This window comes from Pauljensenia sp. 27098_8_83 (genome assembly GCF_041432695.1).
Taxonomy (GTDB): domain Bacteria; phylum Actinomycetota; class Actinomycetes; order Actinomycetales; family Actinomycetaceae; genus Pauljensenia.
In genome coordinates this window covers 16,120-38,571 of the sequence record NZ_JAPWAD010000001.1, presented here as the reverse complement: position 1 = coordinate 38,571, position 22,452 = coordinate 16,120, and the positions used below count along the sequence as shown (strand labels likewise).

Below are 22,452 nucleotides of genomic sequence, written 5' to 3'. Positions count from 1 at the left end.
CGTGGGCTCTCTCGTCGGTATCGTTGTTGTTGTTATCGGAATTCTTGCGTCGGTTGCCCTCCACGAGGTGGGGCACATGCTCCCGGCGAAGAAGTTCGGCGTGTTGGTTCCGGACTATTCGGTGGGCTTTGGCCCGGCCCTGTGGAAGAAGAAAGTTGGGGACACCACCTACGCGCTGCGCGCTATCCTGCTCGGCGGCTACGTGAAGATCGTCGGCATGTACGCTCCGGCGCGTCCGGGGACGCGACTCGTGGGACGAGGCGGGAAGCCGACCCTCGCTCAGGAGGCGCGCGAGGCCTCGGCTGAGGAGATCCCTGAAGGGCAGGAACATCGCGCGTTCTATCACTTGAGTGCCCCGAAGAAGATCACCGTCATGCTCGGTGGACCGATGATGAACCTGCTTATCTGCTTCGTGCTTTCCGCGATTGCGATGATGGGGATCGGTGCCCCGACGGCGTCGCGTACGATTGCCGAGGTGCCGACGACGATCACGAGTGCGTCTGGCGAAGTGGCTTCTCCCGCGTACGAGGCCGGGGTTCGCCCCGGGGACACGGTCGTCGCGTGGAACGGGCAGCCCGTCTCGACTTTCGCGGACCTGCAGCGAGCCGTTGGGGCGACTGGGGAGGGCGAGTCTGCTGTCCTGACCGTCGAGCGCGACGGCGGGACCGTCGACCTGACGGTGACTCCCGTCACGGGGGCCCAGGGAGCCCGCATTGTTGGCGTGACCGCCGGGTATGAGTACGTGTCGGCGTCGCTGTCGGACGTTGCCGCCGCCAACTGGCAGATGTTCACGGGCACGGCGTCGGTGGTCGTGCGCCTTCCGCAGGCTGTCTGGCAGGTGGGGCGCTCGATCGTCACGGACGAGAAGCGCGATGCGTCCGGTGTGGTGTCGGTTGTTGGCGTGGGTCGTATGGCCGGCGAGGTGACGGGCGATTCGCAGGCGTTGGGCCTCCAGGATACTCGCCAGGTCGTGGCGGTGCTGCTGAGCCTGCTGGCGTCGTTGAACATGGCGCTGTTCGTCTTCAACTTGATTCCGTTGCCGCCCCTGGATGGTGGACATATTGTGGGTGCCCTCTATGAGGGTGCCCGGCGAACGTTCGCTCGCATGCGTGGCGCGCAGGACCCGGGGCCTGCCGATACGGCCCGCCTGGTTCCCTTGACGTGGGCTGTGGGCGGTGTGCTGGTCGTCATGAGTGTCATTTTGATCGTCGCGGACATCGTGAAGCCGGTGTCTCTTGGCTGATAAGCCTTGACAAAGGCGGGCGAGCCCCCCGCCGATGAAAGCGAGTCTGACCACGCGTGCGTGGTCCGTGTGGGAAGGATGCGCACAGTGCGCGATAATGAATCGGTGAGTGAAATCAATCTTGGAATGCCCGGCATTGCGGCGTCGCCGTTCCCGCGCAAGCAGACGCGTCGGATCATGGTGGGCGACGTGCCCGTGGGCGGGGGTGCTCCCATCTCCGTTCAGTCCATGACGACGACGAAGACGCACGACATCGGAGCGACGCTCCAGCAGATCGCTGAGCTGACCGCGGCCGGTTGCGACATCGTGCGCGTTGCGTGCCCGACGGATAAGGACGCGGATGCGCTTGCGATCATTGCCCAGCAGTCGCGTATCCCGGTGATCGCCGACATCCACTTCAAGCCGAAGTACGTCTTTCAGGCGATCGAGGCGGGCTGTGGTGCGGTGCGCGTCAACCCTGGCAACATCCGGAAGTTCGACGATCAGGTCAAGGACATTTGCAAGGCTGCCTCCGATCACGGTGTGTCGCTGCGCATCGGCGTCAACGCCGGTTCTCTGGATCCGCGCCTGCTCAAGAAGTACGGCCGCGCGACGCCCGAGGCTCTGGTTGAGTCCGCGATCTGGGAGGCCTCCCTCTTTGAGGAGAATGACTTCCATGACTTCAAGATCTCGGTGAAGCATCACGATGTGCTGACGATGATTCAGGCCTACCGCATGCTGTCAGAGGCGGGGGATTGGCCGCTGCATCTGGGCGTCACCGAGGCGGGTCCGGCCTTCCAGGGCACCATTAAGTCTGTTTCCGCTTTCTCGATCCTGCTCGCTGAGGGTATTGGCGACACGATCCGCGTCTCCCTGTCCGCTCCTCCGGTTGAGGAAGTCAAGGTCGGCACGAAGATGCTGGAGTTCATGGGCCTTCGCGACAAGACCCTGGAGATCGTCTCGTGTCCGTCGTGCGGTCGTGCTCAGGTGGATGTGTGGACGCTCGCGGAGAACGTGACTGAGGGGCTGAAGGACCTGACCGTTCCGCTGCGCGTTGCTGTCATGGGCTGCGTTGTCAACGGGCCGGGCGAGGCCCGAGAGGCAGACCTCGGCGTTGCTTCCGGCAACGGTAAGGGACAGATTTTCATTCGAGGCGAGGTTGTTGAGACCGTGCCGGAGGATCAGATCGTCGAGACTCTCATCCGTCGCGCGAATGCCCTTGCCGAGGAGCTCGGGCTCGAACCGGGTTCCGGTAGCGTCGAGGTTGCCCCCATCACTGCCCCGGAGGTCAAGCTGCCGGGCATTGACTTCTGAGCGTTCGCAAGGAGTATCACATGCGTTTTCGTACTCTCGCGTGCCTGTCACTCGTTGCGGGTGCTTGCGCTGTGGCGGCTACGGGCTTCCCGCGGCGCATCGGCCTGACAGCGTCTCAGGCGGACGTGTCGCTGCCCGGTGACCTGGTTCTTCCCGGCGCGAACGTGGTCGTTGATCGCGGCATCGCGATCGAAGCGCCGGCGTCCACTGTCTGGGATGTACTCGGTCATGTTTTCGAGCCTGAGGACGAGTCCACGGTCATCGATATCGAGGACGAGGATCATATCCTGATGCGCGTCGCACCGCCTGGCGCCCCGGAGGGGGCCGAGGCCTCGGGCACGTGTGTGATCGCTCTGCTGCCCTTGTCTCCGTCGCGTACGTTGCTGCACATTCGTGAGCGTCATGTGGCGCAAGGCCGTGAGCGCGCGCTCGCGTGGGCGGGAGTCACCGCAGAGTCCCTGTCGTCGCTGTCCATGCTGCGTGATTTGCGCGATGCGTGCGTTGGTGGGCTTGTTGATGCCTGATTAGTCTCGTTTCCGACCTTTCGGTTGGACAGATATCCCCGTTGGTGTTGTAGTATCGCTAGGTACGCAACGCCAACGGGGATGTTGCTTTTGTCCGAAGGGGGACGCAATGGTCGCCAACTCCACCGCTCTGATCGCACTCGTGGGACTCGCTATCGCTCTTGTCTGGGCGTGGGCGTGGTTCGGTATCGGCGCGAGCGCGCGCCGTGTCTCCGTGCGTCTGGAGCTTGGCGGTGGCAACACGGCTGGCGAAATGGGGCGGGTCGTGTGGCCGCTGATGCCATTGCTGTCCGTTCTGTGGTTCCTGACTGCGGATCTGATGGCTCGTGAGGCTCGCGGACTCGACACTCTTGGTTCCCTCGGCCTTGTGATTGGTGTTCTTGCCCTGATGGCGGCGGTCGCTGTTCAGGCTCTTTACTTCGGTGGCCTGCCCGAGTGGGCATACCCGGGGTGGATGGCACGCCGTTACTACGCGTCGCACCCGGGTGCCCGTGAGCGCGAGCTCGGCACCCGCGCCGCGATCTGAGTGCTGCTACTGCCTCGATGAGGGGCTACACGGCTGTGCCGGTGGCCTCAAAGGCTTTGCGTGCCGTACTCTTGGAGCATGCTTCGAAATCTCTCGACTTTCTTCCTGCGAACCCTGCGCGAAGACCCGGCTGACGCCGAGGTTAACTCGCATAAGCTTCTGGTGCGTGCCGGTTATATCCGCCGTTGCGCCCCCGGCATTTACACGTGGCTGCCCCTCGGCTTGCGTACGCTGCGCAAGATCGAGGACATCGTCCGCGAAGAGATGGATGCGATGGGCGCGCAGGAGGTCCATTTCCCGGGCCTGATCCCTGCAGACCCCTACAAGGCAACGAACCGCTGGGAAGAGTACGGTCCGACGCTGTTCAAGCTCAACGACCGCAAGGGCGGCGACTACCTGCTGGCCCCCACGCACGAGGAGATGTTCACTCTTCTCGTGAAAGACATGTACTCCTCGTACAAGGATCTGCCTGCGACGCTGTACCAGATCCAGACAAAGTATCGCGATGAGGCCCGTCCGCGCGCGGGTCTGATTCGTGGCCGTGAGTTCGTGATGAAGGACGCCTACTCCTTCGACATTGACGACGAGGGGCTGAACGCTTCCTACCAGGCCGAGCGTGACACCTACGAGCGCATCTTCCAGCGCCTGGGCCTGCCGTACGTCATCGTTTCCGCGATGAGTGGTGCGATGGGCGGCTCGCGCTCCGAAGAGTTCCTGCACCCCTCTCCGATCGGCGAGGATACGTTCGTGGCGTCCCCGGGTGGCTACGCCGCCAACGCGGAGGCCGTGACGACCCCCGTTCCTGACGTTCAGGATGCGTCCGGCGTTCCAGCTCCGGTTGAGGTGCCGACTCCCGACGCGCCGACGATCGAGGCGCTTGTGGACCTGCTCAACGAGCGCTACCCGCGCGAGGACCGTCCCTGGAGCGCGGCAGACACGCTGAAGAACGTCGTCGTGACGCTGACGCACCCGGATGGCGAGCGCGAGCTCCTCGTCGTGGGCGTGCCCGGTGACCGCGACGTTGATATGAAGCGTCTCGAGGCTTCCGTTGCTCCCGCCGAGGTTGAGATGGCCTCGGACTCCGACTTTGGGCCGCACCCTGAGCTGGTGCGCGGCTACATCGGCCCCACGGTGCTTGGCCCCAACTCGCCCAAGCGTGTCGTGGACGAGGAGGGCAACGTCTCCGGTTCCGTGCGCTACCTGGTCGACCCGCGCGTCGTCGAGGGGACCGCCTGGGTGACCGGCGCGAACGCCGAGCAGCGTCACATCCTGAACCTGGTCATGGGCCGCGACTTCACGGCTGACGGCACGATCGAGGCCGCTGAGGTGCGCGAGGGCGACCTGGCTCCCGATGGTTCGGGCCCCCTCCACCTCGAGCGTGGTATCGAGATCGGCCATATCTTCCAGCTGGGGCGCAAGTACGCCAAGGCCTTGGGCCTGACCGTGCTCGACGAGAACGGCAAGACTCAGGTCGTCACGATGGGTTCGTACGGCATCGGCGTCACTCGCGTGATGGCTGCTCTGGCCGAGGCCAACTGCGACGAGAAGGGTCTGAGCTGGCCTGCTCAGATCGCGCCCTTTGACGTGCACGTCCTGGCGACCGGCAAGGGTGACGAGGTCTTCGACATCGCGCAGTCTCTTGGCGAGCAGCTCGACGCTGCCGGCCTGGACGTCCTCGTCGACGATCGCCGTAAGGTGAGCGCTGGCGTGAAGTTCAAGGACTACGAGCTCGTGGGCGTGCCCTTCGGCCTGGTCGTCGGACGTTCGCTGGCCGACGGCGAGGTGGAGATCCGCGTGCGCGCCACCGGCGAGACCATCGTCGTCCCCGTCGACGAAGCCGTCACTCGCCTGCGCGAGCTCCACGCCGCGGCCCTGAAGGGAGAGTGACATGGCTATTCGTCCCATCCGCATTATCGGCGACCCGGTCCTGCGTACCGTGTGTGACCCGATCACGGAGATCACCCCGAATGTGAAGGCCCTCGTCGAGGATCTTCTCGAAGGCGTCGACATGGACGGTCGCGCCGGTCTGGCCGCCAACCAGATTGGCGTCAGCCTGCGTGCGTTCTCCTGGAATATCGACGGCGAGATCGGCTACGTGCTGAATCCCCGCATTGTTGCTCTGAGCGAGGACGAGTACCAGGACGGCGACGAGGGCTGCCTGTCGGTTCCCGAGCTCTGGTACCCGACCGAGCGCGCCTGGTACGCGCGCTGCGAGGGCACCGACCTGGACGGCAAGAAGGTTGTCGTCGAGGGTGAGGAGCTGATGGCTCGCTGCATTCAGCATGAGTGTGACCATCTCGACGGTCACATTTACATTGATCGCCTGGATCGCGCGACCCGCAAGAAGGCGCTGCGAGACATTCGCAACGCGGGTTTCTAAGCATCGAGCGTTGTCGTGGCGTGGACGCGCCGGGGAATGGAATGCATTCCCCGGCGCGTTCGACTATCCTGTAACTACATCGTGTGCGCTGTTAAGGCGCAGATCATTGCGACTCTCGGCTGTTTAGGGCGTAGGGGAAGACGATCCTGACAAAGCCAACAGGAGGAACAATGAGAGGGTCATACACCCGCGGTGTACTTTTCGTGCACTCAACACCGCCCGCTCTGTGCCCGCACATCGAGTGGGCGCTGGGTACCGCGCTCGGCCAGGAGGTCCACCTCCAGTGGTCGGATCAAGAGGCGGCGCCGGGCATGGTTCGCTGCGAGTTCTCGTGGGTCGGACCGGTTGGCTCGGGCGCCCGTTTGGCGTCCGCTCTGCGCGGTTGGGAGCACCTGCGCTACGAGGTGACGGAGGAAGCCACCGCCTCGAGCGACGGCGGACGCTGGTGCCACACGCCTTCCCTGGGTATTTTCCACTCACAGATGGACACGGTCGGCAACGTCGTCGTGCCCGAGGATCGTATTCGCGCGGCCCTGGAGTCTGCGACCACGTACGAGGAGCTGCGCGAGGGCCTCGACCTAGCCCTCGGCCAGGCGTGGGACGATGAGCTTGAGTCCTTCCGCCATGCGGGTGCCGGCGCCCCCGTGCGCTGGCTGAATAACCGGGTCGGCTGATGGGCTCCATCGCCGACCTGCTCGGTGACCAGCTGCGCGCAGGCTTAGCGCAGCTGGTCGATCCCGATGCGTCTGACGACGCGCCCGGCGCGGCCCCGGCCTCGTCGGAGAGCAGAGTTGACACCGCGCAGGACCGCGCCCGCGAGGCCGCGATGGAGGCTGTGCTCGACGAGGTGGAGCTTGACCCCGCCGACGCTCGCGGGGAGCTCACGTTGCGTGGCGACCTCGACATGGATGATGTCTCCCTCTACGCCGTCGTCGCGCGCGTCGAGCGCGAGGCCAAGGTGGCTCTCGCGGATGCTGCGATCAAGGAATGGGTGACGCTGGCAGACCTGCTTGACGCGGTCACTGACGCCGTGTCCAATCACTAGCGAAAGAGCTGATTACGGGAGTCTCAACGACTTCTCCAATGTTCGTAAAGTGCCGGAATTTCGGGCCTACAGGGCCTACCATGGAGGCGCATCGGCCGGAAGGAAACGGCCGGAGGACAGACGGAAGGAACAACGTTGACCCGCACCGAAGAAGATCTGCTTGGCACCCGCGAAGTACCCGACGACGCGTACTGGGGCATTCATACGTTGCGCGCCATCGAGAACTATCAGATCTCGGGGCGCACGATCAATGAGGCGCCCGAGCTGATCCGCGCTTTCGCCCAGGTGAAGAAGGCGTGCGCGATGGCGAACATGCAGCTCAAGGCGATGAAGCCGTCCAAGGCCGAGGCGATCATCGCCGCGTGCGACGAGATCATCGAAAACGGCCGCTGCATGGACCAGTTCCCCGTCGACCAGTTCCAGGGCGGTGCCGGCACCTCCGTCAACATGAACGCGAATGAGGTCATCGCGAACCTGGCACTGGAGATCCTCGGTGAGGACAAGGGCCGCTACGACATCATCAACCCCAATGACCACGTCAACCGCTCGCAGTCGACGAACGACGCTTACCCGACGGCCTTCCGTATTGCGCTGTGGCGTAAGGTGAATCGCTTGCGCAAGGCCATCGATGAGCTGGCCGATGCTTTCGATGAGAAGGGTGCTGAGTTCCGCCACATCCTGACGATGGGGCGCACGCAGCTGCAGGACGCCGTCCCGATGTCGCTGGGCAGCGAATTCTCGGCCTTCGCGCACACGCTCCGCGAGGAGGATGAGCGCCTCGTGAACAACGCTGAGCTGCTCCTCGAGACGAACCTGGGCGCGACCGCTATCGGTACCGGTCTGAACACGCCCGATGGCTACCAGCAGGTTGTCGTGCGCCACCTGCGTCGTATCACGGGCGCGCGTGTCGTTGGTTCTCCGGACCTCCTCGAGGCGACCTCCGATACCGGCGCCTATGTCTCCATGCACGCGACCATCAAGCGCAGCGCCGTCAAGCTGTCGAAGGTCTGCAACGACCTGCGCCTGCTGGCCTCCGGTCCTCGCGCGGGCCTCAACGAGATCAACCTCCCGAAGATGGCGGCGGGCTCGTCGATCATGCCCGCCAAGGTCAACCCCGTTATCCCCGAGGTCGTCAACCAGGTCTGCTTCAAGGTGATCGGCAACGATCAGACCGTGACCATGGCGGCCGAGGCGGGACAGCTCCAGCTCAACGTCATGGAGCCCGTCATCGCCCAGGCGCTCATCGAGTCGATCAACCTGCTCGTGAATGCGTGCGACACGCTGCGTGAGCGCTGTGTGAATGGCATTACCGCCAATCCGGACGTGTGCCGCCACTACGTGGAGAACTCCATCGGTATCGTCACATACTTCAACGACGTGATCGGTCACCACCTGGGCGACGTCGTCGGTAAGCGTGCCGCCGCAGAGGGTAAGACCGTCCGCGAGGTCATCCACGAGATGGAGCTCCTCTCGGAGGAGGAGGTCGAGCGTATTCTCTCGCCCGAGAACCTCGCGCACCCGAAGTACGCGGGCACCGACGAGAGCTGAGTAGCCTCTACGTACAGACGAGGCCGGGGATCCCGCGTGGGTCCCCGGCTTTTGTTGTTGGTACGTGACGGCGCTAGGGGAGGAGCGACTCTTTGAATGAACGAACGAAGGTGCCGAAACGCTCCACACGGTCCGAGAAGTAGCGGTAGATGCGCCTGCGCGCGTCTCCGACGTATTCGACGGTGTGCAGATCCACGTAGCGGAAACGGCCCTGCTCGTCAATGAGTGAGGGGGCCACCAGGCGCTGGGTAATCTCGCAGCGGAAGTGCGTGTAGGTGCCATCCTCTGTGGCCTCCAGGACGCGGCAAACGAGGCTCATCTGGGAGTCGTCGAGGACGGGGACGCCGTCATAACTGCTTGATGCCACGCGGGCATCGCCAAGCTTATTCCCACCAGAGACGGTGCCCGCATACTCGAAGAGGCCCATGGCCTCGGGCCCGAAGAGGTTCAGTGAGCACACGCCGGAGCGCTTGATCGAGCGTGCCGCGTGTGTCGTCGAATCGCAGCCGATCATGACCATCTGTCCCAGCGAGTACGACGATGACCCCGTCGTGATTCCAACGCCGACAGCGTCGTCGGGGTAGGCCAGGATGTAGACGGGAAAACCGTAGTAGAACTTTTCGGTCTCGTAAGGAACGTGCATGCATCCATTGTGCGCCGCGCGCGTCAGGAGGGCAGAGGCTATCCCACCTGTCGGGGAATGAGAGGAGGCCGGGAACCCCCGCGTGGGGGTCCCCGACCTCGTTCTCATGACCGCTGGGCACCGCGATGGAGGAGCGCGGGCCTAGCGACGATCACTCCTCGCCAGCGTGGTCATTACCCTGGATCGCGTAGTTGAAGAGCTCGTACTTGTCGATCGCCTGCTGGACGACCGACGGGTCAACCTGGCCCTTCTCGGCGAGGGCAGCCAGCGTGCGCACGACCATCGACTCCGCGTCGATGTGGAACCAGCGGCGAGCAGCGCGGCGGGTGTCGGAGAAGCCGAAGCCATCCGCACCGAGCACGTGGTAGTCGCCCGGGACCCACTGACGAATCTGGTCAGGCAGCATGCGGTCGAAGTCGGAGGAGGCCACGAACGGACCCTCGCGACCCGCGAGCTTCGTCGACACGTAGGGGGTACGGCGCGGCTCGGACGGGTGCAGGAAGTTGTGCTCCTCGGCGTCCAGGCCATCGCGGCGCAGCTCGTTCCACGAGGTCACGGACCACACGGCGGCGTCCACGCCCCAGTCGCGAGCCAGCAGCTCGCGAGCCTCGCGCGCCCACGGCACGCCGACGCCCGAGGCGAGCAGCTGAGCCTTGGGGCCGCCGAAGTTCTGGTGCTCCTCGACGTTGTAGATGCCCTTGATGATACCCTCGACGTCCACGTTCTCCGGCTCGGCCGGCTGACGGATCGGCTCGTTGTACACGGTGATGTAGTACATGACGTTCGGATCGCGGCCATCCGCGTCGCCGTACATGCGCTGGAGGCCATCCGCCATGATGTAGCGAATCTCGTACGCGTACGCCGGGTCGTAGGACACGAACGCGTGGTTCGTGGCAGCCAGGACCTGCGAGTGGCCGTCCATGTGCTGCAGACCCTCGCCCGCAAGCGTCGTGCGGCCCGCCGTGGCACCGATAACGAAGCCCTTCGTCATCTGGTCGCCCGCTGCCCAGAACTGATCACCCGTGCGCTGGAAGCCGAACATCGAGTAGAAGATGTAGATCGGAACCATCGGCAGGTCGTGCGTGGCGTACGCCGTGCCGACGACCTGGAAGGCGGCGGCCGAGCCGGCCTCGGTGATGCCCGTGTGCATGATCTGGCCGCGCTCGGACTCGCGGTAGGACAGCATCATGTCCGCATCCACGGGCGTGTACGACTGGCCGGTCGTGTTGAAGATCTTCGCCGACGGGAAGATCGCGTCCAGACCGAAGGTGCGAGCCTCGTCGGGGATGATCGGCACGAAGTACTTGCCGACCTGCTTGTCCTTGATGAGGTCCTTGAACAGGCGCACGAGGGCCATGGTCGTGGCGACCTCGAGCTTGCCGGAGCCCTTCGAGAGCGCCTCGAAGGGACGGGTGGGCAGCTCGGGGAGCTTGGGCGCACGGTCGGCGCGGCGCTCGGGCACCCAACCGCCGAGGATCTCGCGGCGCTCCTTCATGTACTGCAGGGCCGGGTGATCGGCCGGCGGCATGTAGTACGGCGGCATGTAGGGATCGCGCTCGAGTTCCTCGTCCGTGATCGGGATCTGGAGGCGATCGCGCAGCTGCTTGGCGTCCTCGAGGGTCAGCTTCTTCATCTGGTGCGTCGAGTTACGGCCGGCGAAGTGCGAGCCGAGGGCGTAGCCCTTAATCGTGTGCGCGAGGACGACGGTCGGCTGGCCGGTGTGGTCCATGGCTGCCTTGTAGGCTGCGTAGACCTTGCGGTAGTCGTGGCCGCCGCGCTTGAGCTCCCAGAGCTGCTCGTCGGTCCAGTTCTTGACCATTTCCTTGGTGCGCGGGTCGCGGCCAAAGAAGTGCTCACGCACGTAGGCGCCGTCGTTCGCGCGGAATGTCTGGTAGTCGCCGTCCAGGGTCTCGTTCATGACGTGGACGAGGGCATCGTCCTTGTCGGCGGCGAGCAGCTGGTCCCAGCCACGGCCCCAGATCACCTTGATGACGTTCCAGCCCGCGCCCTTGAAGAAGGCCTCGAGCTCCTGGATGATCTTGCCGTTACCACGCACCGGGCCGTCGAGACGCTGCAGGTTGCAGTTGATGACGAAGGTCAGGTTGTCCAGGCGCTGCTGGGCGGCGAGCTGGAGCATGCCGCGGGATTCGGGTTCGTCCATCTCACCGTCGCCGATGAAGGCCCACGTGTGCTGCTGCGAGGTGTCCTTGATGCCGTTCATGAACAGGTAGCGGTCGAACCAGGCCTGGTAGATGGCCTCGGCGGGACCCAGGCCGAGCGAGACCGTGGGGAACTCCCAGAAGCGCTCAAGCTGGCGCGGGTGCGGGTACGAGGGCAGACCGTGCTTGGTCGAGACCTGCTGACGGAAGCCGTCCATCTCCTCTTCGGAGAGGCGACCTTCGAGGAAGGCACGGGCGTAGGGGCCGGGGGAGGCGTGTCCCTGGAAGAACACGTGGTCGCCGCCGCCGGGGTGGTCCTTGCCGCGGAAGAAGTGGTTGAGGCCGACCTCGTAGAGGGTGGCAACCGATGCGTAGGACGAGATGTGTCCGCCGACCTTGACGCCGGGGCGCTGAGCGCGCGTCACCTGGACGGCGGCGTTCCAGCGAATCCAGCGGCGGTATTCGCGCTCCATGGCCTCGTCGCCGGGGAAGTAAGGCTCCTGGTCAACGGGAATGGTGTTGACGTAGGGGGTCGTGTACTCCTGGGGGAGCTGAACGCCGTTGCGGCGCGCCTCGTCCAGCATGTGCAGCAGGATGTAGCGCGCGCGGGGGCCGCCCTTTTCGTTGATGAGCCCGGACAGGGACTCAACCCATTCGGCGGTCTCCTGGGGGTCGTTGTCGGGAACCTGAGGAATCAGGCCGTTGACGACGGGGTGGGACTCGTGGAGTTGGCTCACGGTGTACCTTCTCGCTTGACTCGGTGCTGCTCGCGCAGCGTGCGTGGGCGATGTCCTCGGGCGACATCGCGCATATCGGGACCATTGTCCCACTATTGGGGATCCTTTGCGAGTGTTTGCCTCGCGTATCGACTATGAGGTGCGTATCACCGACGTATCGATCTTCTGTGCCGCATAAATTCCCAGCTCAGGCGGGGCCGCAGGCGGGGCGGTGTTTCATGGTTGTTCATCCCTTGCATTCCAGTAGCTTCCATGCCCTAGGATGAAGGCGTGAACGTTGATATGACACTGAGCGTCAGCTCGTTGATGGGCGGTGCTGCGTGATGGCAGTGAGCCTTGGTTTTGCGTCCGATGCGATCGTGCAGGAGTTCTACGTCGATGATGACGTCGATCAGGTTGTTCGTGATGCGGTTGAAGGGGAGACGGGGCACCCGCTCGTAGACGTCGATTACGCGGACGTCGTGGATGGTGCGATTGTCTGGTGGCGCGCGGATGATGCTGAGGAAGAGGACCTCGCGGATGTGCTCGTTGACGCGATGTCGAACCTGGACGATGGTGGGCTTATTTGGGTGCTGATTCCCAAGCCGGGTCGGCCGAATTCTGTGCGCGTGGGCGACGTGGAGGAGGCCGCGGAGATCGCGGGCCTGCACGCGACGACGTCGACGGCGCTGGGGCAGAACTGGGCCGGTGTGCGCCTCACCGCGCGTCCGCGGTCGCGTCGCTAGTTTCATCGACGAGGCCGGGGCGGGGCAGCGCTCTTCTGTGCTGTGTCGCTCGGCTTCGGATGTGACCGTACGTGCCTCTTCTGGTAGATTGGCGTGTGCGTGGGGCCTTTAGCTCAGTTGGCTAGAGCATCTGGTTTACACCCAGAAGGTCATCGGTTCGAGCCCGGTAGGGCCCACAAAAGGCAGGGGCCGGAAGCAACAGCTTCCGGCCCCTGCCTGTCGCTATCTTTCAGTCCATGTGTCGCCTGGTAGTGGGACCTGATTCAGAAGTGGTTGCCAGCAGTTGCTCCACGTATTCGAGATTCGCCCGGATGGTGGTTGTGAGTGGATGGTTGTAATCAAGGAATTCATCGCACTTTGCAAGTGCGCTCTCAAATTCGTGGCGCGCACTTTGAAATTGATTGTCTTGTAGATAGGCGCATCCGAGTGAATTTACTGTCCATAGTGTTTCGAGATGGTGATCACCGTGAAGTTCAGTTCCTTCAGTAAGGGCTTTTTTGAGTGTGGATATTGCCTTCTCCATATCGCCATTTGCTTCATGTGCTTCGGCAAGGTTTCGGAGTGTGATGAGATGTTCCACGTGCCGATCCAAGTGAAAACGTTGTCTGTCCTGAAGTAATGAAGTAAATTCGCTAATTGCCATGGTAGCGTCGCCCATCTTGAGGTAGGCAAGAGCTAGGTTGTTGCGAATTGCTAAAGAGATGTCATCAGCTGGATTCAATATCTGCTTGCTGAGCTCAAAGGCGACAATGAACATTGGTAATATGATGTCCGGTTCGTATACTTGAGTGTATGTTTCTGCAAGATTATTTAAACTTCCGATAGATTGCTCATGTTCAAGACCGTACGTTTGGACAGATTGATCGAACGCGCACTCAAGTAACTCGATGGCCTTTGAAATGTTTCCAAATGCCTTATAAGCGGTCGCAAGATTATTCATAGACGTGATTAATTCTTTGGCATCAATATCCGTCATCTGTTCATAAGCTTCCAATATTTCTGAATGTAGACGGATCGCTGTTTGATAGTCTCCTGCCGCCTCGTACGCGCATCCGAGTTGATTCTGCAGGGCGAGCGCATCTGAATGCTCGAAATTTCCAATAGAATTGACGAGAGAGACGGCGGCGCTAAGATTCACAGCATGCTGCGGTATGCCTAGCTCGAAAGCTTGGCCAAATGTTTGGAATAGGCATTCTTGCGTGGCTGACTCGGCAAATAAACAGAGAGAGTATTCTTGTGTGCTTACTGCCCTCAATTGTTCGATAAGGTCAAGCGCGTTATGTCGGCGTGAATCTGTATTGTTCCCGCGGTCCATATTGGTGGTAACTCTACTGAGAACCGCAGTGCTTGATTCGTTAGCATCTCTGCGTTCCTTCTCGGTCCAGGATTCGCGTAGCACTTGTGCCTGTAGGCGATGAAGCATTGTTGTTGCTTTGTCTGCAGACTGTTGGACGATGGATCTGTGAATAAGCTCGGTGAGTGCATCGTGAGCGTCCTCGTCGTCGGCTTGGTGAGCGCCTTGAAGTTCTCGGTCGTCCTGTTGCTCAATGGTGGGGTCGAGCCATCGCGTGGGCACACCGGACTCCGCGAGCAGCGCGAGCGCACCCAACTGGCGTCGAGCCATGTGCTTCGTACCATTCTTCATACTGTCGACGGCGGCTTCGACGGCCATCCACAGTACCGTGGCCACGTCGTCCGTATACTCGTCTCCAAGATTATGGTGAATGTCAAGTTCCTCGCCGCGGGAATCCAATCGCTTGAGATACCGGGCCAATGACAGGTCTTTGTGACGTGCGGTCCCAGCAGCCTGGGCAATAGCGAGAGGTAAGTCGCCCAGGCGCTGTGCTAACGCATCCGCGGCGTCATGATCGTCGCACCTGGTGACCGTTAGAAGGTAGTCGATCGACTCGCTGCGATCGAACACACCTACCTTGATTGTCTTCCAGTCGTGATGTTCCCAGCCAGCGTTGTTCGTTGTCGTTGCGACGACGCGTAAGCCTTTGCAACGCGGCACGAGTCCTGAAAGATCATCGATATTCTCAACGTTGTCGAAGACGATAAGTCTGTCTGAGGGATCCGCCGATTTCAAACGGGTGAAGAGCCGACGAATAATGTCCTCGGGAGCGGGCTGGTCACTCGTGTCAATCTTCAGTTCTTTCTTCAGTTCTTTAGCGAGTTCGACCAGATCGCTCGTGATGGATTCGGTCGAACTCGCATTCACCCACGCGACGAGGCTCCAGCGTGCGTCCTCGCACTGTTGAGCCAAAGTTGACGCCAGCTGAGTCTTGCCGCAGCCACGCATGCCCACCAGGACCGTGCGTTGTTTTGTTGGGTCGGTGATCAGCGCATTCAAATGCTCTTGCTCGCTACGCTTGACAAACCGGTTCTCCGCCACCACGTCCGGTCGACTACCAAAATAGACGCGGCTCGGCGTACGGTCACCGGAAACGAGCTCGCCGACCATGTGTGCGACGTCATCAATGCTGTCGCGAATTTTGCCAGTCGCTTCGCAATTCTGTCTGCAAATCGTCAATGACTGCTTGACTGCTACACGCAGGTAGTTCGGTGAGCGCTCAGCGTAGTCAATGTACTGCTCGGCGACCGCTATGATCAGTTCGTCGAAGTATGGCACCAAGCACTCGTCGAGCTGCGCGCGCTGTTTCAAAGCCTGTTCTTGAAAGTATGCACGAAGTGCTTGAGGGTCATGCACTGCTTTTTCAAGGATCCAGTTATGATCGCCGATGGTGTCTAAGACAGCTTCTACCTCTGCGCAGGGACTCGCCAGACGACTGGGATCAATGCCTTCGCGGTGGCATCGCTCGTACATGTCACGCATCCGCGTAGTCAGATCTTTTTTGATCGCGCGTTCGACCTGCTTCTGGGAACCTTTCTTCCCCAGGACCAGCTGGGAAATTGCTACGAGAGGCTCGGCTGTATCGCCGATAATGTCCGCGCCGAGGTTGTTATTAGTGGAGCGTAACAATGCCTTCGTGAAGGCTACGGCTACGCCAAGAAGCGGGGCTGCTACGGGGTCAATCATGCCTCGTATTGTATGACAGGACACTTAACACTCGCGCGTTATTTGTTACGACATTAAGAATGTTCGTGCGGCATGGCAACGCCGGAAGCTCTCGCTTCCGGCCCCACACCGTGCCTGTCTGCCTGTTTGTCAGTGCGCGCTTGCTGTGCCCCAACGCTGGCCTGAGGAAAGGTTTGAGCGACAACCTCGCTCAGTCCTCGTGCACGTGTTCTTCCTGCACACGCTCCTCGACGACGTCCTCGCCGGCGACGAGCTTGCCGGAGGCGCCAGCGCCCAGCTGCTCCATGGCCAGGCGGCCCACCATCTGCTGGTTCGTCGTCGTGCGCTGCGAACGCGCACCTGATAGGAAGCTGAAGAACCAGTTCACCAGTGTGCCCACCTGCGACTTGAAGCCGACGATGTAGAGCAGGTGCAGGAAACACCAGGCCACCCACGCGGTGAAGCCCGTCATCTTCGTGTTCCCCATCTTCACGACCGCCTTGAAGCGCGCGATCGTCGCCATCGACCCCTTGTCGAAGTAGGAGAATTCCGTGGCCTTCGGCGTGCGGCCAGCCAGGCGTGCGGCGATGGTATCGGCGGCGAAGCGCGCGGACTGGATGGCACCCTGCGCGACGCCGGGCACGCCCGGGAACGCCATCATGTCGCCGAGCACGAAGATCTCGGGGTGCCCCGGCAGCGTCAAGTCCTTGTTGACGCTCACGCGGCCCGCGCGGTCTACCTCGGTGCCCGTCGCCTCGCCCAGGGCCCGGCCCAGTGGGCTCGCAGACACGCCCGCAGCCCACACCTTGCACACGGACTCGATCCGCTCCTCTTCGCCGGACTTGTACTTCAGCGTCACGCCCTCGGCGTCCACGTCCGTCACGAAGGCGTTCATCTTCATCTCGACACCGAGCCCCGCCAGCGCCTCCTCTGTCTTGTGGCCGAGCTGCTCGCCGAACGGGGGAAGCGGGTGCTCGGCACCGTCCACCAGGATGACGCGTGCCTTGGTCGGGTCGATATTACGGAACTCGCCTTTCAGCGTGTGAGAGGCGAGCTCGCGGATCTGCCCGGCCATCTCGACGCCCGTCGGGCCCGCGCCCACGACGACGAAGGTGAGGAGCTTGCCCACCAGAGCGGGATCGGTCTCGATCTCCGCCAGCTCAAACGCGCCGAAAATACGCGCGCGCAGCTCGAGGGCGTCGTCGATCGTCTTCATACCCGGCGCGAAGACCGCGAAGTGATCGTTGCCGAAGTAAGACTGACCGGCACCCGCCGCCACGATCAGCGTGTCGTACTCGGTGCGCTCATACTTGTTGTGGTTGCGCCACTTCACGACGCGCGCCTCGACGTCGATCTCCTCGACGAGCGCCTGCAGGACGGTAACGTTCTTCTGCTTCCGCAGGATCTCGCGCGTCGTGGGGGCGATGTCGCCCTCGGAGAGGATGCCCGTGGCCACCTGGTACAGCAGCGGCTGGAAGAGGTGGTGCGACGTGCGCGCCAGGATGGTGATGTCGGCGTCGGCCTTGTTCAGTCGACGAGCTGCCGTCAGGCCTGCGAAGCCGGAACCGATGATGACAATGCGGTGGCGGGACATAAGACTCTCCTTCAATTAAGCAAGGCTAATCTTATCTAAATATGGTGCACATGTATTGTGAAGTTAGGCGCACCTAAGCCGCTGTTCTTACGAGTCGAACAGGCCGGCCGCCGCGACCGGATCCGGCTTGCCCGTGGTCGTCGTCGGCAGCGAGTCCACGACCAGCACGCGACGAACCTTCTCCCAGGGTGCGAGGGTATCGCTGAGAGCCTCGGAGAGTGCCTCGATGCTCATCGACGAGGCCTGGGCGCGGCCCTTGGGAGAGGGGACGACAAGCGCCGCGACGATCTGTCCCCAGCGCTCATCCGGCAGTCCCACGACAAGCGCATCCGACACGACGTCCAGCGAGCGTAGAGCCCGTTCGACGCTCGGGGGAGCGACGAGCTCTCCGGCCGTGTTGATCATGCGGTGGGCGCGTCCCACCATGTGCAGCCAGCCGTCCTCGTCTTTCGTTGCCAGGTCGCCGGTGCGCAGCCACTCCTCGCCGCTTACGACGCCGGGGCCTCGCACCCAGATTTCACCCAGCTCGCCGACCCCGGCTTCGCGCTCGTCGGTGGCCATGACGCGCAGGTCGACGTAGGGGAAGGGAACACCGAGCGATCCGGCGGGCGCGCCAGAATCTGGGGTGGCAACAGTTCCCGCACCGGAGGTCTCAGTCATGCCCCACACGTGGATGGGGGATAGGCCGGCTGTACGCATCGCGTCCGCGAGGTCCGCCGTCATCGCGTCGCCGCCGATGAGGGGACGTACCCACGACGACAGGTCGCCGCCGCCGCGCTCATACTCATCGAGGATGGCGCGGACAATCGCGGGCACGGCGAACATCATGGTGATCCCGTAGCGCTCGATCGCGTCAATGACGCCGCGAGCGTCGAAAGAACCGGGGAAGCCGAGTGTGACCAGCGTGCCGCCGTGCGTCCACACGTCCATTGAGGTGCCGTTGAAGCCTCCGATGTGGCTCGCGGGTGCGCACACGCCGACCACCGATGACGTCGGCGCATAGTCGAAACCCTCGCGGAAGTTCGTCGACCCCCACCACATGACCTCGTGGGTGAGTTCCACAGGGCGTGGAGTGCCCGTGGACCCCGAGGTAAACAAGATGGCGGCGAGCTCGGTTCCGCAGCGCGCGGGAGCGTGCCCGATGGGGGTAGCGCGATCCACCCACGCCGACAGATCCGCAAACGACGCGACCTGCGCGCCCGCGTCGGACAGGGCGGAAGCGTGTGCGCGGGAGACCTCGTCAAGGAATACCCATGAGACGTCCACCTGTGCGCACATTGAGGCGAGCGCCGGCGATGGCATCCGCGGCGACAACGGGACCGTCACCGCGCGCAGCCACGATGCGGCCACGTGGACGATGTAGTGCCACGGCGAGTTCGCGCCGATGACCGCGATGCGTGTCCCCTCACCGATGCCGTTATCTGCAAAGACAGTGGCGAGGCGAGCGACCGCGTCGGCGGCCTCGCGCACGGTCCACTCCTCGCCCGTCACGGCGTCGACCAAGGAGCGGCGGTCGGGGTGTCGGTGCGCTGAGGCCAGGAGTGCCCGGGCGGGAGAATAATCCGGGGTCACGAGGCCGAGGCGGCCTTCGCGGCGTGACGCTCCGAACGCTCCTTCAGGCGTGCCAGGACGGAACCGGCCTCCTGCAGCGTCGAACCGGAGTTCTCGATGTGGCGCAGCTGCCCGGGGATCTCAAAGCCACGGGCACGCATGCCCTTAGCCCACAGCAGGCCCGCGCGGTACGAGGAACGCACGAGTGGTCCGGCCATGACGCCCGCGAAGCCCAGCTCCTCGGCCTCGGCTGCCAGCTCAACGAACTCCTCGGGGTGGACCCAGCGGTCGATCGGGTGGTGCAGGGGAGAGGGACGCAGGTACTGCGTGAGGGTCAGCAGGTCACAGCCCGACGCATGCAGGTCGCGCATGGCGGCGCTGATTTCCTCGCGCGTCTCGCCCATACCCAGGATCAGGTTCGACTTCGTGACCATGCCGCCGTCGTGGGCACGCCTGATCATCGCGAGCGAACGATCATAGTTAAAGGCGGGGCGAATCTTCTTGAAGATGCGCGGCACCGTCTCCAGGTTGTGCGCGAAGACCTGCGGGCCGGCCTCGATCACCATGTCGATCGACTCGGCCTGTCCGCGGAAGTCATCGACGAGGAGTTCCACGCCCGTCCCCGGGTTGAGCTCGTGGATGAGGCGGCACGTCTGCGCGTACAGCCACGCGGCACCGTCGGGCAGATCATCGCGGGTGACGCCCGTGATCGTCACGTAGCGCAGGTCGAGGTCGCGCACAGACTCAGCGATACGGCGCGGCTCGTCCTTGTCGTACTCGGTGGGGCGGCCCGTCGCGATGTCGCAAAAGTCGCAGCGACGCGTGCACAGGGCACCACCGAGCAGGAACGTCGCTTCGCGGTCCTGCCAGCATTCGTAGATGTTGGGGCAGCCGGCCTCCGCACACACCGTGTGCAGCCCTTTGGCGTGCGACAGGGAGCGCATGTCCTGGTAGTTCTCGCCGGCCTTCGCGGTCGTACGAATCCACTCCGGCTTCTTCTCGATCGGCGTTTGAGAGTTACGCACCTCGATGCGCAGGAGCTTGCGTCCTTCGGGATCGGGCAGGGTACTCATAGCGTTGACCTCGTCGTGTAGGAAACAGAAATGGGAGTGGTCGCCAGGCAGGGGGAAATGTGCTCCACCATGCGCGGGACAAGTTCGGCAGCGGCGTCGCCCACCGTCGTGTGGACGCCCTCCCACGACAGGGAGGTCACTTCAGCGTCGGTGAGGCCACAGGGGATGATGCCTTCGAAAGCATGTGCAGGGTCGATGTCGACGTTGAGGGCGATACCGTGCAGAGTGGCACCGCGCGCGACCTTCAAGCCGATCGCGCAGATCTTGCGGTCGCGGCGTCCCTCTTCGGTGAGCCACACGCCCGCGCGTCCCTCGACGCGGTGCACCGGCAGGTCCCAGACCTCGCGCACGGTGTCGATGACCGAGGCCTCGACCGCCCGGATCCACTGGACGAGATCGACGGGCTCGCGCAGCCGAACAACGGGGTAGACGACGACCTGTCCGGGACCGTGCCACGTGGCCGAACCCGCGCGGTCCGTCCGGACGACGGGGATCGTCGTCGAGGGAATATCCTGCGGCTTCGTGTGGCGACCGGCCGTCCACGTCGGCGTGAATTGAGAAACGATGAGCGTGTCCTCGCCGCCAGCGAGGACCTCCTCGTGCAAGGAGCGCTGAAGCGCATCAACCTGCATGTAATCGACCAGCCCCTGGTCGAGTAGACTCAAAATCTGCACGTTGTGATCATAGTCGCGGGCAGGGTCCCTTGCTAGATGGGGGTCCGGTATGCTTGGCGCATGCAGTCTTCGTCTCATTTCAGCACCCCCGATATCCCGGTCGCTGCACCCGCCACCTCCTGGACAGTCCGCGACGTGATGGCCCTCATGGAATCCTGGTATCCCGCGGCGACGGCCCAGTCGTGGGATCGCGTCGGGCTCATTGTCGGAGACCCGGACTCGCCCGTGCGCTCCATCCTTTTGGCCCTCGATTCCACCGCTGCCATCGCCAACCAGGCCGTGGCTGGTCCCAGCGGCGATGGGAACTCCTACGACATGGTGATCACCCACCACCCGTTGCTCCTGCGCGGCGCGTCCTTCCTGCCCGTGACCGACCCGAAGGGCGGTGTCGTGACGACGCTGATCCGCTCCGGGATTGCTCTCTTTAATGCGCATACGAACGCTGACGTCGCCTGTGACGGTGTCGCGACGGCGCTCGCCGATCTCATCGGTCTGCGCGATACAATCCCGTTGGAGCCGTGTGGCACTGACACCGAGGGACATGAGATCGGCCTGGGACGCGTCGGCAGCGTTGCGGAGACGACGCTTGGATCTTTCGCCGACCATGTCGCATCCGTGCTGCCCGCCGGTCCCTCCGGCCTGTTCGTCGGGGGAGACGAGGCGGCTCCGGTGCGTCGCGTGGCCGTGCTGGGCGGGGCAGGCGATAGCGCGCTTGAGAGCGCCCGGGCTGCTGGAGTAGACGTCTACCTCACGGCGGATCTTCGTCACCACCCGGCATCAGAGCACTTGGAGGGCGGTGCCCCTGCGTTGCTGTGCGGATCGCACTGGGCGACGGAGTCGCCGTGGCTGCCCGTCCTCGCACGCAAGCTTCGTGAGGCCGCCAGCGCCGCCGATGTGGAACTTCGCGTGGAAGTCTCTACGATTGTCACCGAGCCATGGACCAGTCACCGAGTCACTCAGGGAGAACTAGCGTGAAAGCAAAGCACACCGACCAGCTCGAGCTTCTCGAGCTCCAGAAGCTTGATCAAAAGGAGTCGGCGCTGCGCCACAAGCGCGATTCTCATCCCGCGCACGCGACGGTTCGCGAGTTCGCCGGTCGCGTTGCTGACCTGCAGCGTGCAGCTATCAGCCAGAACGCGGTCATCGCGGACACGACTCGCGAGGTGACGCGCATTGAAGACGAGATCGCGAAGGTCTCCGAGCGCCGCAAGCGTCAGCAGGCACGCATTGATAACAATCAGGTGCCCTTGCGTGACATCTCGCTGATGGAACACGAGATTGCTCAAATGGATCGTCGCCTTGCCAAGCTCGAAGACGATCAGGTGGAGGCCGAGGAACGCGTTGAAGCCGCTCGTGCCGCGCAGGAGAAGATGAAGGCTGAGGCGCAGGCTATTGCCGCCGACATTGAGGCCCTGAAGGCCCAGTTTGAGGCCGATGTTGCCGATGCCGACGATGAACTGCGCCGCGTGATTGCCGCCCGACGCGAGCTCGCCGGCCGCCTGCCCGCAGATCTCGTCGAGGAATACGAGGACGCGCGCCGCCGCAACGGTGCCCTTGCAGTTATCGAGGTTCGCGACGGTTACGGCATCGGAGTGGCCGCCGACCTGAGTCCGATGGAACTCGAGCGCATCCGCCTGACGCCCGACGATGAGCTCTACCTGACCGAAGACACCTCGCAGATTGTCGTACGGACCGCCGCGAATACGCCGCGTTGAGGC

Annotated in this window: 19 protein-coding genes and 1 tRNA gene; 13 read left to right on the top strand and 7 right to left on the bottom strand. The window is 63.2% G+C overall.

Features of this window, described 5'->3' with window-relative positions; all coding sequences use genetic code 11:
* Position 1 precedes the first annotated feature (1 nt).
* From O3656_RS00170 to aspA, 9 genes are all read left to right on the top strand, one after another.
* Entirely contained in the window at positions 2-1,243 is a 1,242-nt protein-coding gene (locus O3656_RS00170) for a M50 family metallopeptidase (protein WP_500062066.1), read from the top strand.
* Positions 1,244-1,369: 126 nt separating this feature from the next.
* Entirely contained in the window at positions 1,370-2,536 is a 1,167-nt protein-coding gene (gene ispG / locus O3656_RS00165) for a flavodoxin-dependent (E)-4-hydroxy-3-methylbut-2-enyl-diphosphate synthase (protein ID WP_500062212.1), read from the top strand.
* Between the two features lie 20 nt (positions 2,537-2,556).
* The gene (locus tag O3656_RS00160; protein WP_500062065.1) at positions 2,557-3,060 is read left to right on the top strand and encodes a hypothetical protein; all 504 of its coding nucleotides are present in this window, start codon (positions 2,557-2,559) and stop codon (positions 3,058-3,060) included.
* Positions 3,061-3,169: 109 nt separating this feature from the next.
* Positions 3,170-3,586: a hypothetical protein gene (locus tag O3656_RS00155; protein WP_500062064.1), complete on the top strand. Its 417-nt coding sequence runs from the start codon at positions 3,170-3,172 to the stop codon at positions 3,584-3,586.
* Between the two features lie 78 nt (positions 3,587-3,664).
* On the top strand, positions 3,665-5,473 hold the full coding sequence (locus tag O3656_RS00150; RefSeq protein ID WP_500062063.1) for a proline--tRNA ligase: 1,809 nt from the start codon (positions 3,665-3,667) through the stop codon (positions 5,471-5,473).
* A gap of 1 nt (position 5,474) precedes the next feature.
* Positions 5,475-5,966, top strand: a complete 492-nt coding sequence (def, locus tag O3656_RS00145; protein ID WP_016461051.1) for a peptide deformylase — start codon at positions 5,475-5,477, stop codon at positions 5,964-5,966.
* Positions 5,967-6,136: 170 nt separating this feature from the next.
* Complete coding sequence (locus tag O3656_RS00140) at positions 6,137-6,640, top strand: DUF3145 domain-containing protein (protein WP_048676248.1); 504 nt, start codon at positions 6,137-6,139, stop codon at positions 6,638-6,640.
* Complete coding sequence (locus O3656_RS00135; protein ID WP_500062062.1) at positions 6,640-7,011, top strand: acyl carrier protein; 372 nt, start codon at positions 6,640-6,642, stop codon at positions 7,009-7,011. The genes O3656_RS00140 and O3656_RS00135 overlap by 1 nt, the downstream gene beginning before the upstream one ends.
* Positions 7,012-7,146: 135 nt before the next feature.
* Positions 7,147-8,559, top strand: a complete 1,413-nt coding sequence (aspA, locus tag O3656_RS00130) for an aspartate ammonia-lyase (RefSeq protein ID WP_500062061.1) — start codon at positions 7,147-7,149, stop codon at positions 8,557-8,559.
* Between the two features lie 73 nt (positions 8,560-8,632).
* Here the strand turns inward: aspA and O3656_RS00125 are convergent, their stop codons facing one another.
* Positions 8,633-9,202: a flavin reductase gene (locus O3656_RS00125; protein ID WP_500062060.1), complete on the bottom strand. Its 570-nt coding sequence runs from the start codon at positions 9,200-9,202 to the stop codon at positions 8,633-8,635.
* Between the two features lie 151 nt (positions 9,203-9,353).
* Positions 9,354-12,098, bottom strand: a complete 2,745-nt coding sequence (gene aceE / locus O3656_RS00120; protein ID WP_500062059.1) for a pyruvate dehydrogenase (acetyl-transferring), homodimeric type — start codon at positions 12,096-12,098, stop codon at positions 9,354-9,356.
* 323 nt (positions 12,099-12,421) lie between these two features.
* On the opposite strand from aceE, the gene O3656_RS00115 reads away from it, so the two are divergent.
* Both O3656_RS00115 and O3656_RS00110 read left to right on the top strand, forming a co-directional pair.
* Positions 12,422-12,823: a DUF3052 family protein gene (locus O3656_RS00115; protein ID WP_500062211.1), complete on the top strand. Its 402-nt coding sequence runs from the start codon at positions 12,422-12,424 to the stop codon at positions 12,821-12,823.
* 102 nt (positions 12,824-12,925) lie between these two features.
* Positions 12,926-12,999 (top strand) — tRNA-Val (locus O3656_RS00110).
* 53 nt (positions 13,000-13,052) lie between these two features.
* On the opposite strand, the gene O3656_RS00105 is transcribed toward O3656_RS00110, so the two are convergent.
* The 5 genes from O3656_RS00105 to lipB all read right to left on the bottom strand — a co-directional run bounded on the left by O3656_RS00105 (position 13,053) and on the right by lipB (position 20,734).
* On the bottom strand, positions 13,053-15,863 hold the full coding sequence (locus tag O3656_RS00105; RefSeq protein ID WP_500062058.1) for a tetratricopeptide repeat protein: 2,811 nt from the start codon (positions 15,861-15,863) through the stop codon (positions 13,053-13,055).
* Positions 15,864-16,053: 190 nt separating this feature from the next.
* Entirely contained in the window at positions 16,054-17,436 is a 1,383-nt protein-coding gene (locus O3656_RS00100; RefSeq protein ID WP_500062057.1) for an NAD(P)/FAD-dependent oxidoreductase, read from the bottom strand.
* Positions 17,437-17,523: 87 nt separating this feature from the next.
* Complete coding sequence (locus tag O3656_RS00095) at positions 17,524-19,008, bottom strand: class I adenylate-forming enzyme family protein (RefSeq protein ID WP_500062056.1); 1,485 nt, start codon at positions 19,006-19,008, stop codon at positions 17,524-17,526.
* Positions 19,005-20,060 (bottom strand): lipoyl synthase, encoded by a 1,056-nt coding sequence (lipA, locus tag O3656_RS00090; RefSeq protein ID WP_500062055.1) that lies wholly within the window; start codon positions 20,058-20,060, stop codon positions 19,005-19,007. Before lipA ends, O3656_RS00095 begins: the two co-directional genes overlap by 4 nt.
* Complete coding sequence (lipB, locus tag O3656_RS00085) at positions 20,057-20,734, bottom strand: lipoyl(octanoyl) transferase LipB (protein WP_500062054.1); 678 nt, start codon at positions 20,732-20,734, stop codon at positions 20,057-20,059. Before lipB ends, lipA begins: the two co-directional genes overlap by 4 nt.
* A gap of 60 nt (positions 20,735-20,794) precedes the next feature.
* On the opposite strand from lipB, the gene O3656_RS00080 reads away from it, so the two are divergent.
* Together O3656_RS00080 and O3656_RS00075 are read left to right on the top strand one after the other, a co-directional pair.
* The gene (locus O3656_RS00080; RefSeq protein WP_500062053.1) at positions 20,795-21,709 is read left to right on the top strand and encodes a Nif3-like dinuclear metal center hexameric protein; all 915 of its coding nucleotides are present in this window, start codon (positions 20,795-20,797) and stop codon (positions 21,707-21,709) included.
* Positions 21,706-22,449 (top strand): zinc ribbon domain-containing protein, encoded by a 744-nt coding sequence (locus tag O3656_RS00075; RefSeq protein WP_500062052.1) that lies wholly within the window; start codon positions 21,706-21,708, stop codon positions 22,447-22,449. The genes O3656_RS00080 and O3656_RS00075 overlap by 4 nt, the downstream gene beginning before the upstream one ends.
* Positions 22,450-22,452: the final 3 nt, after the last annotated feature.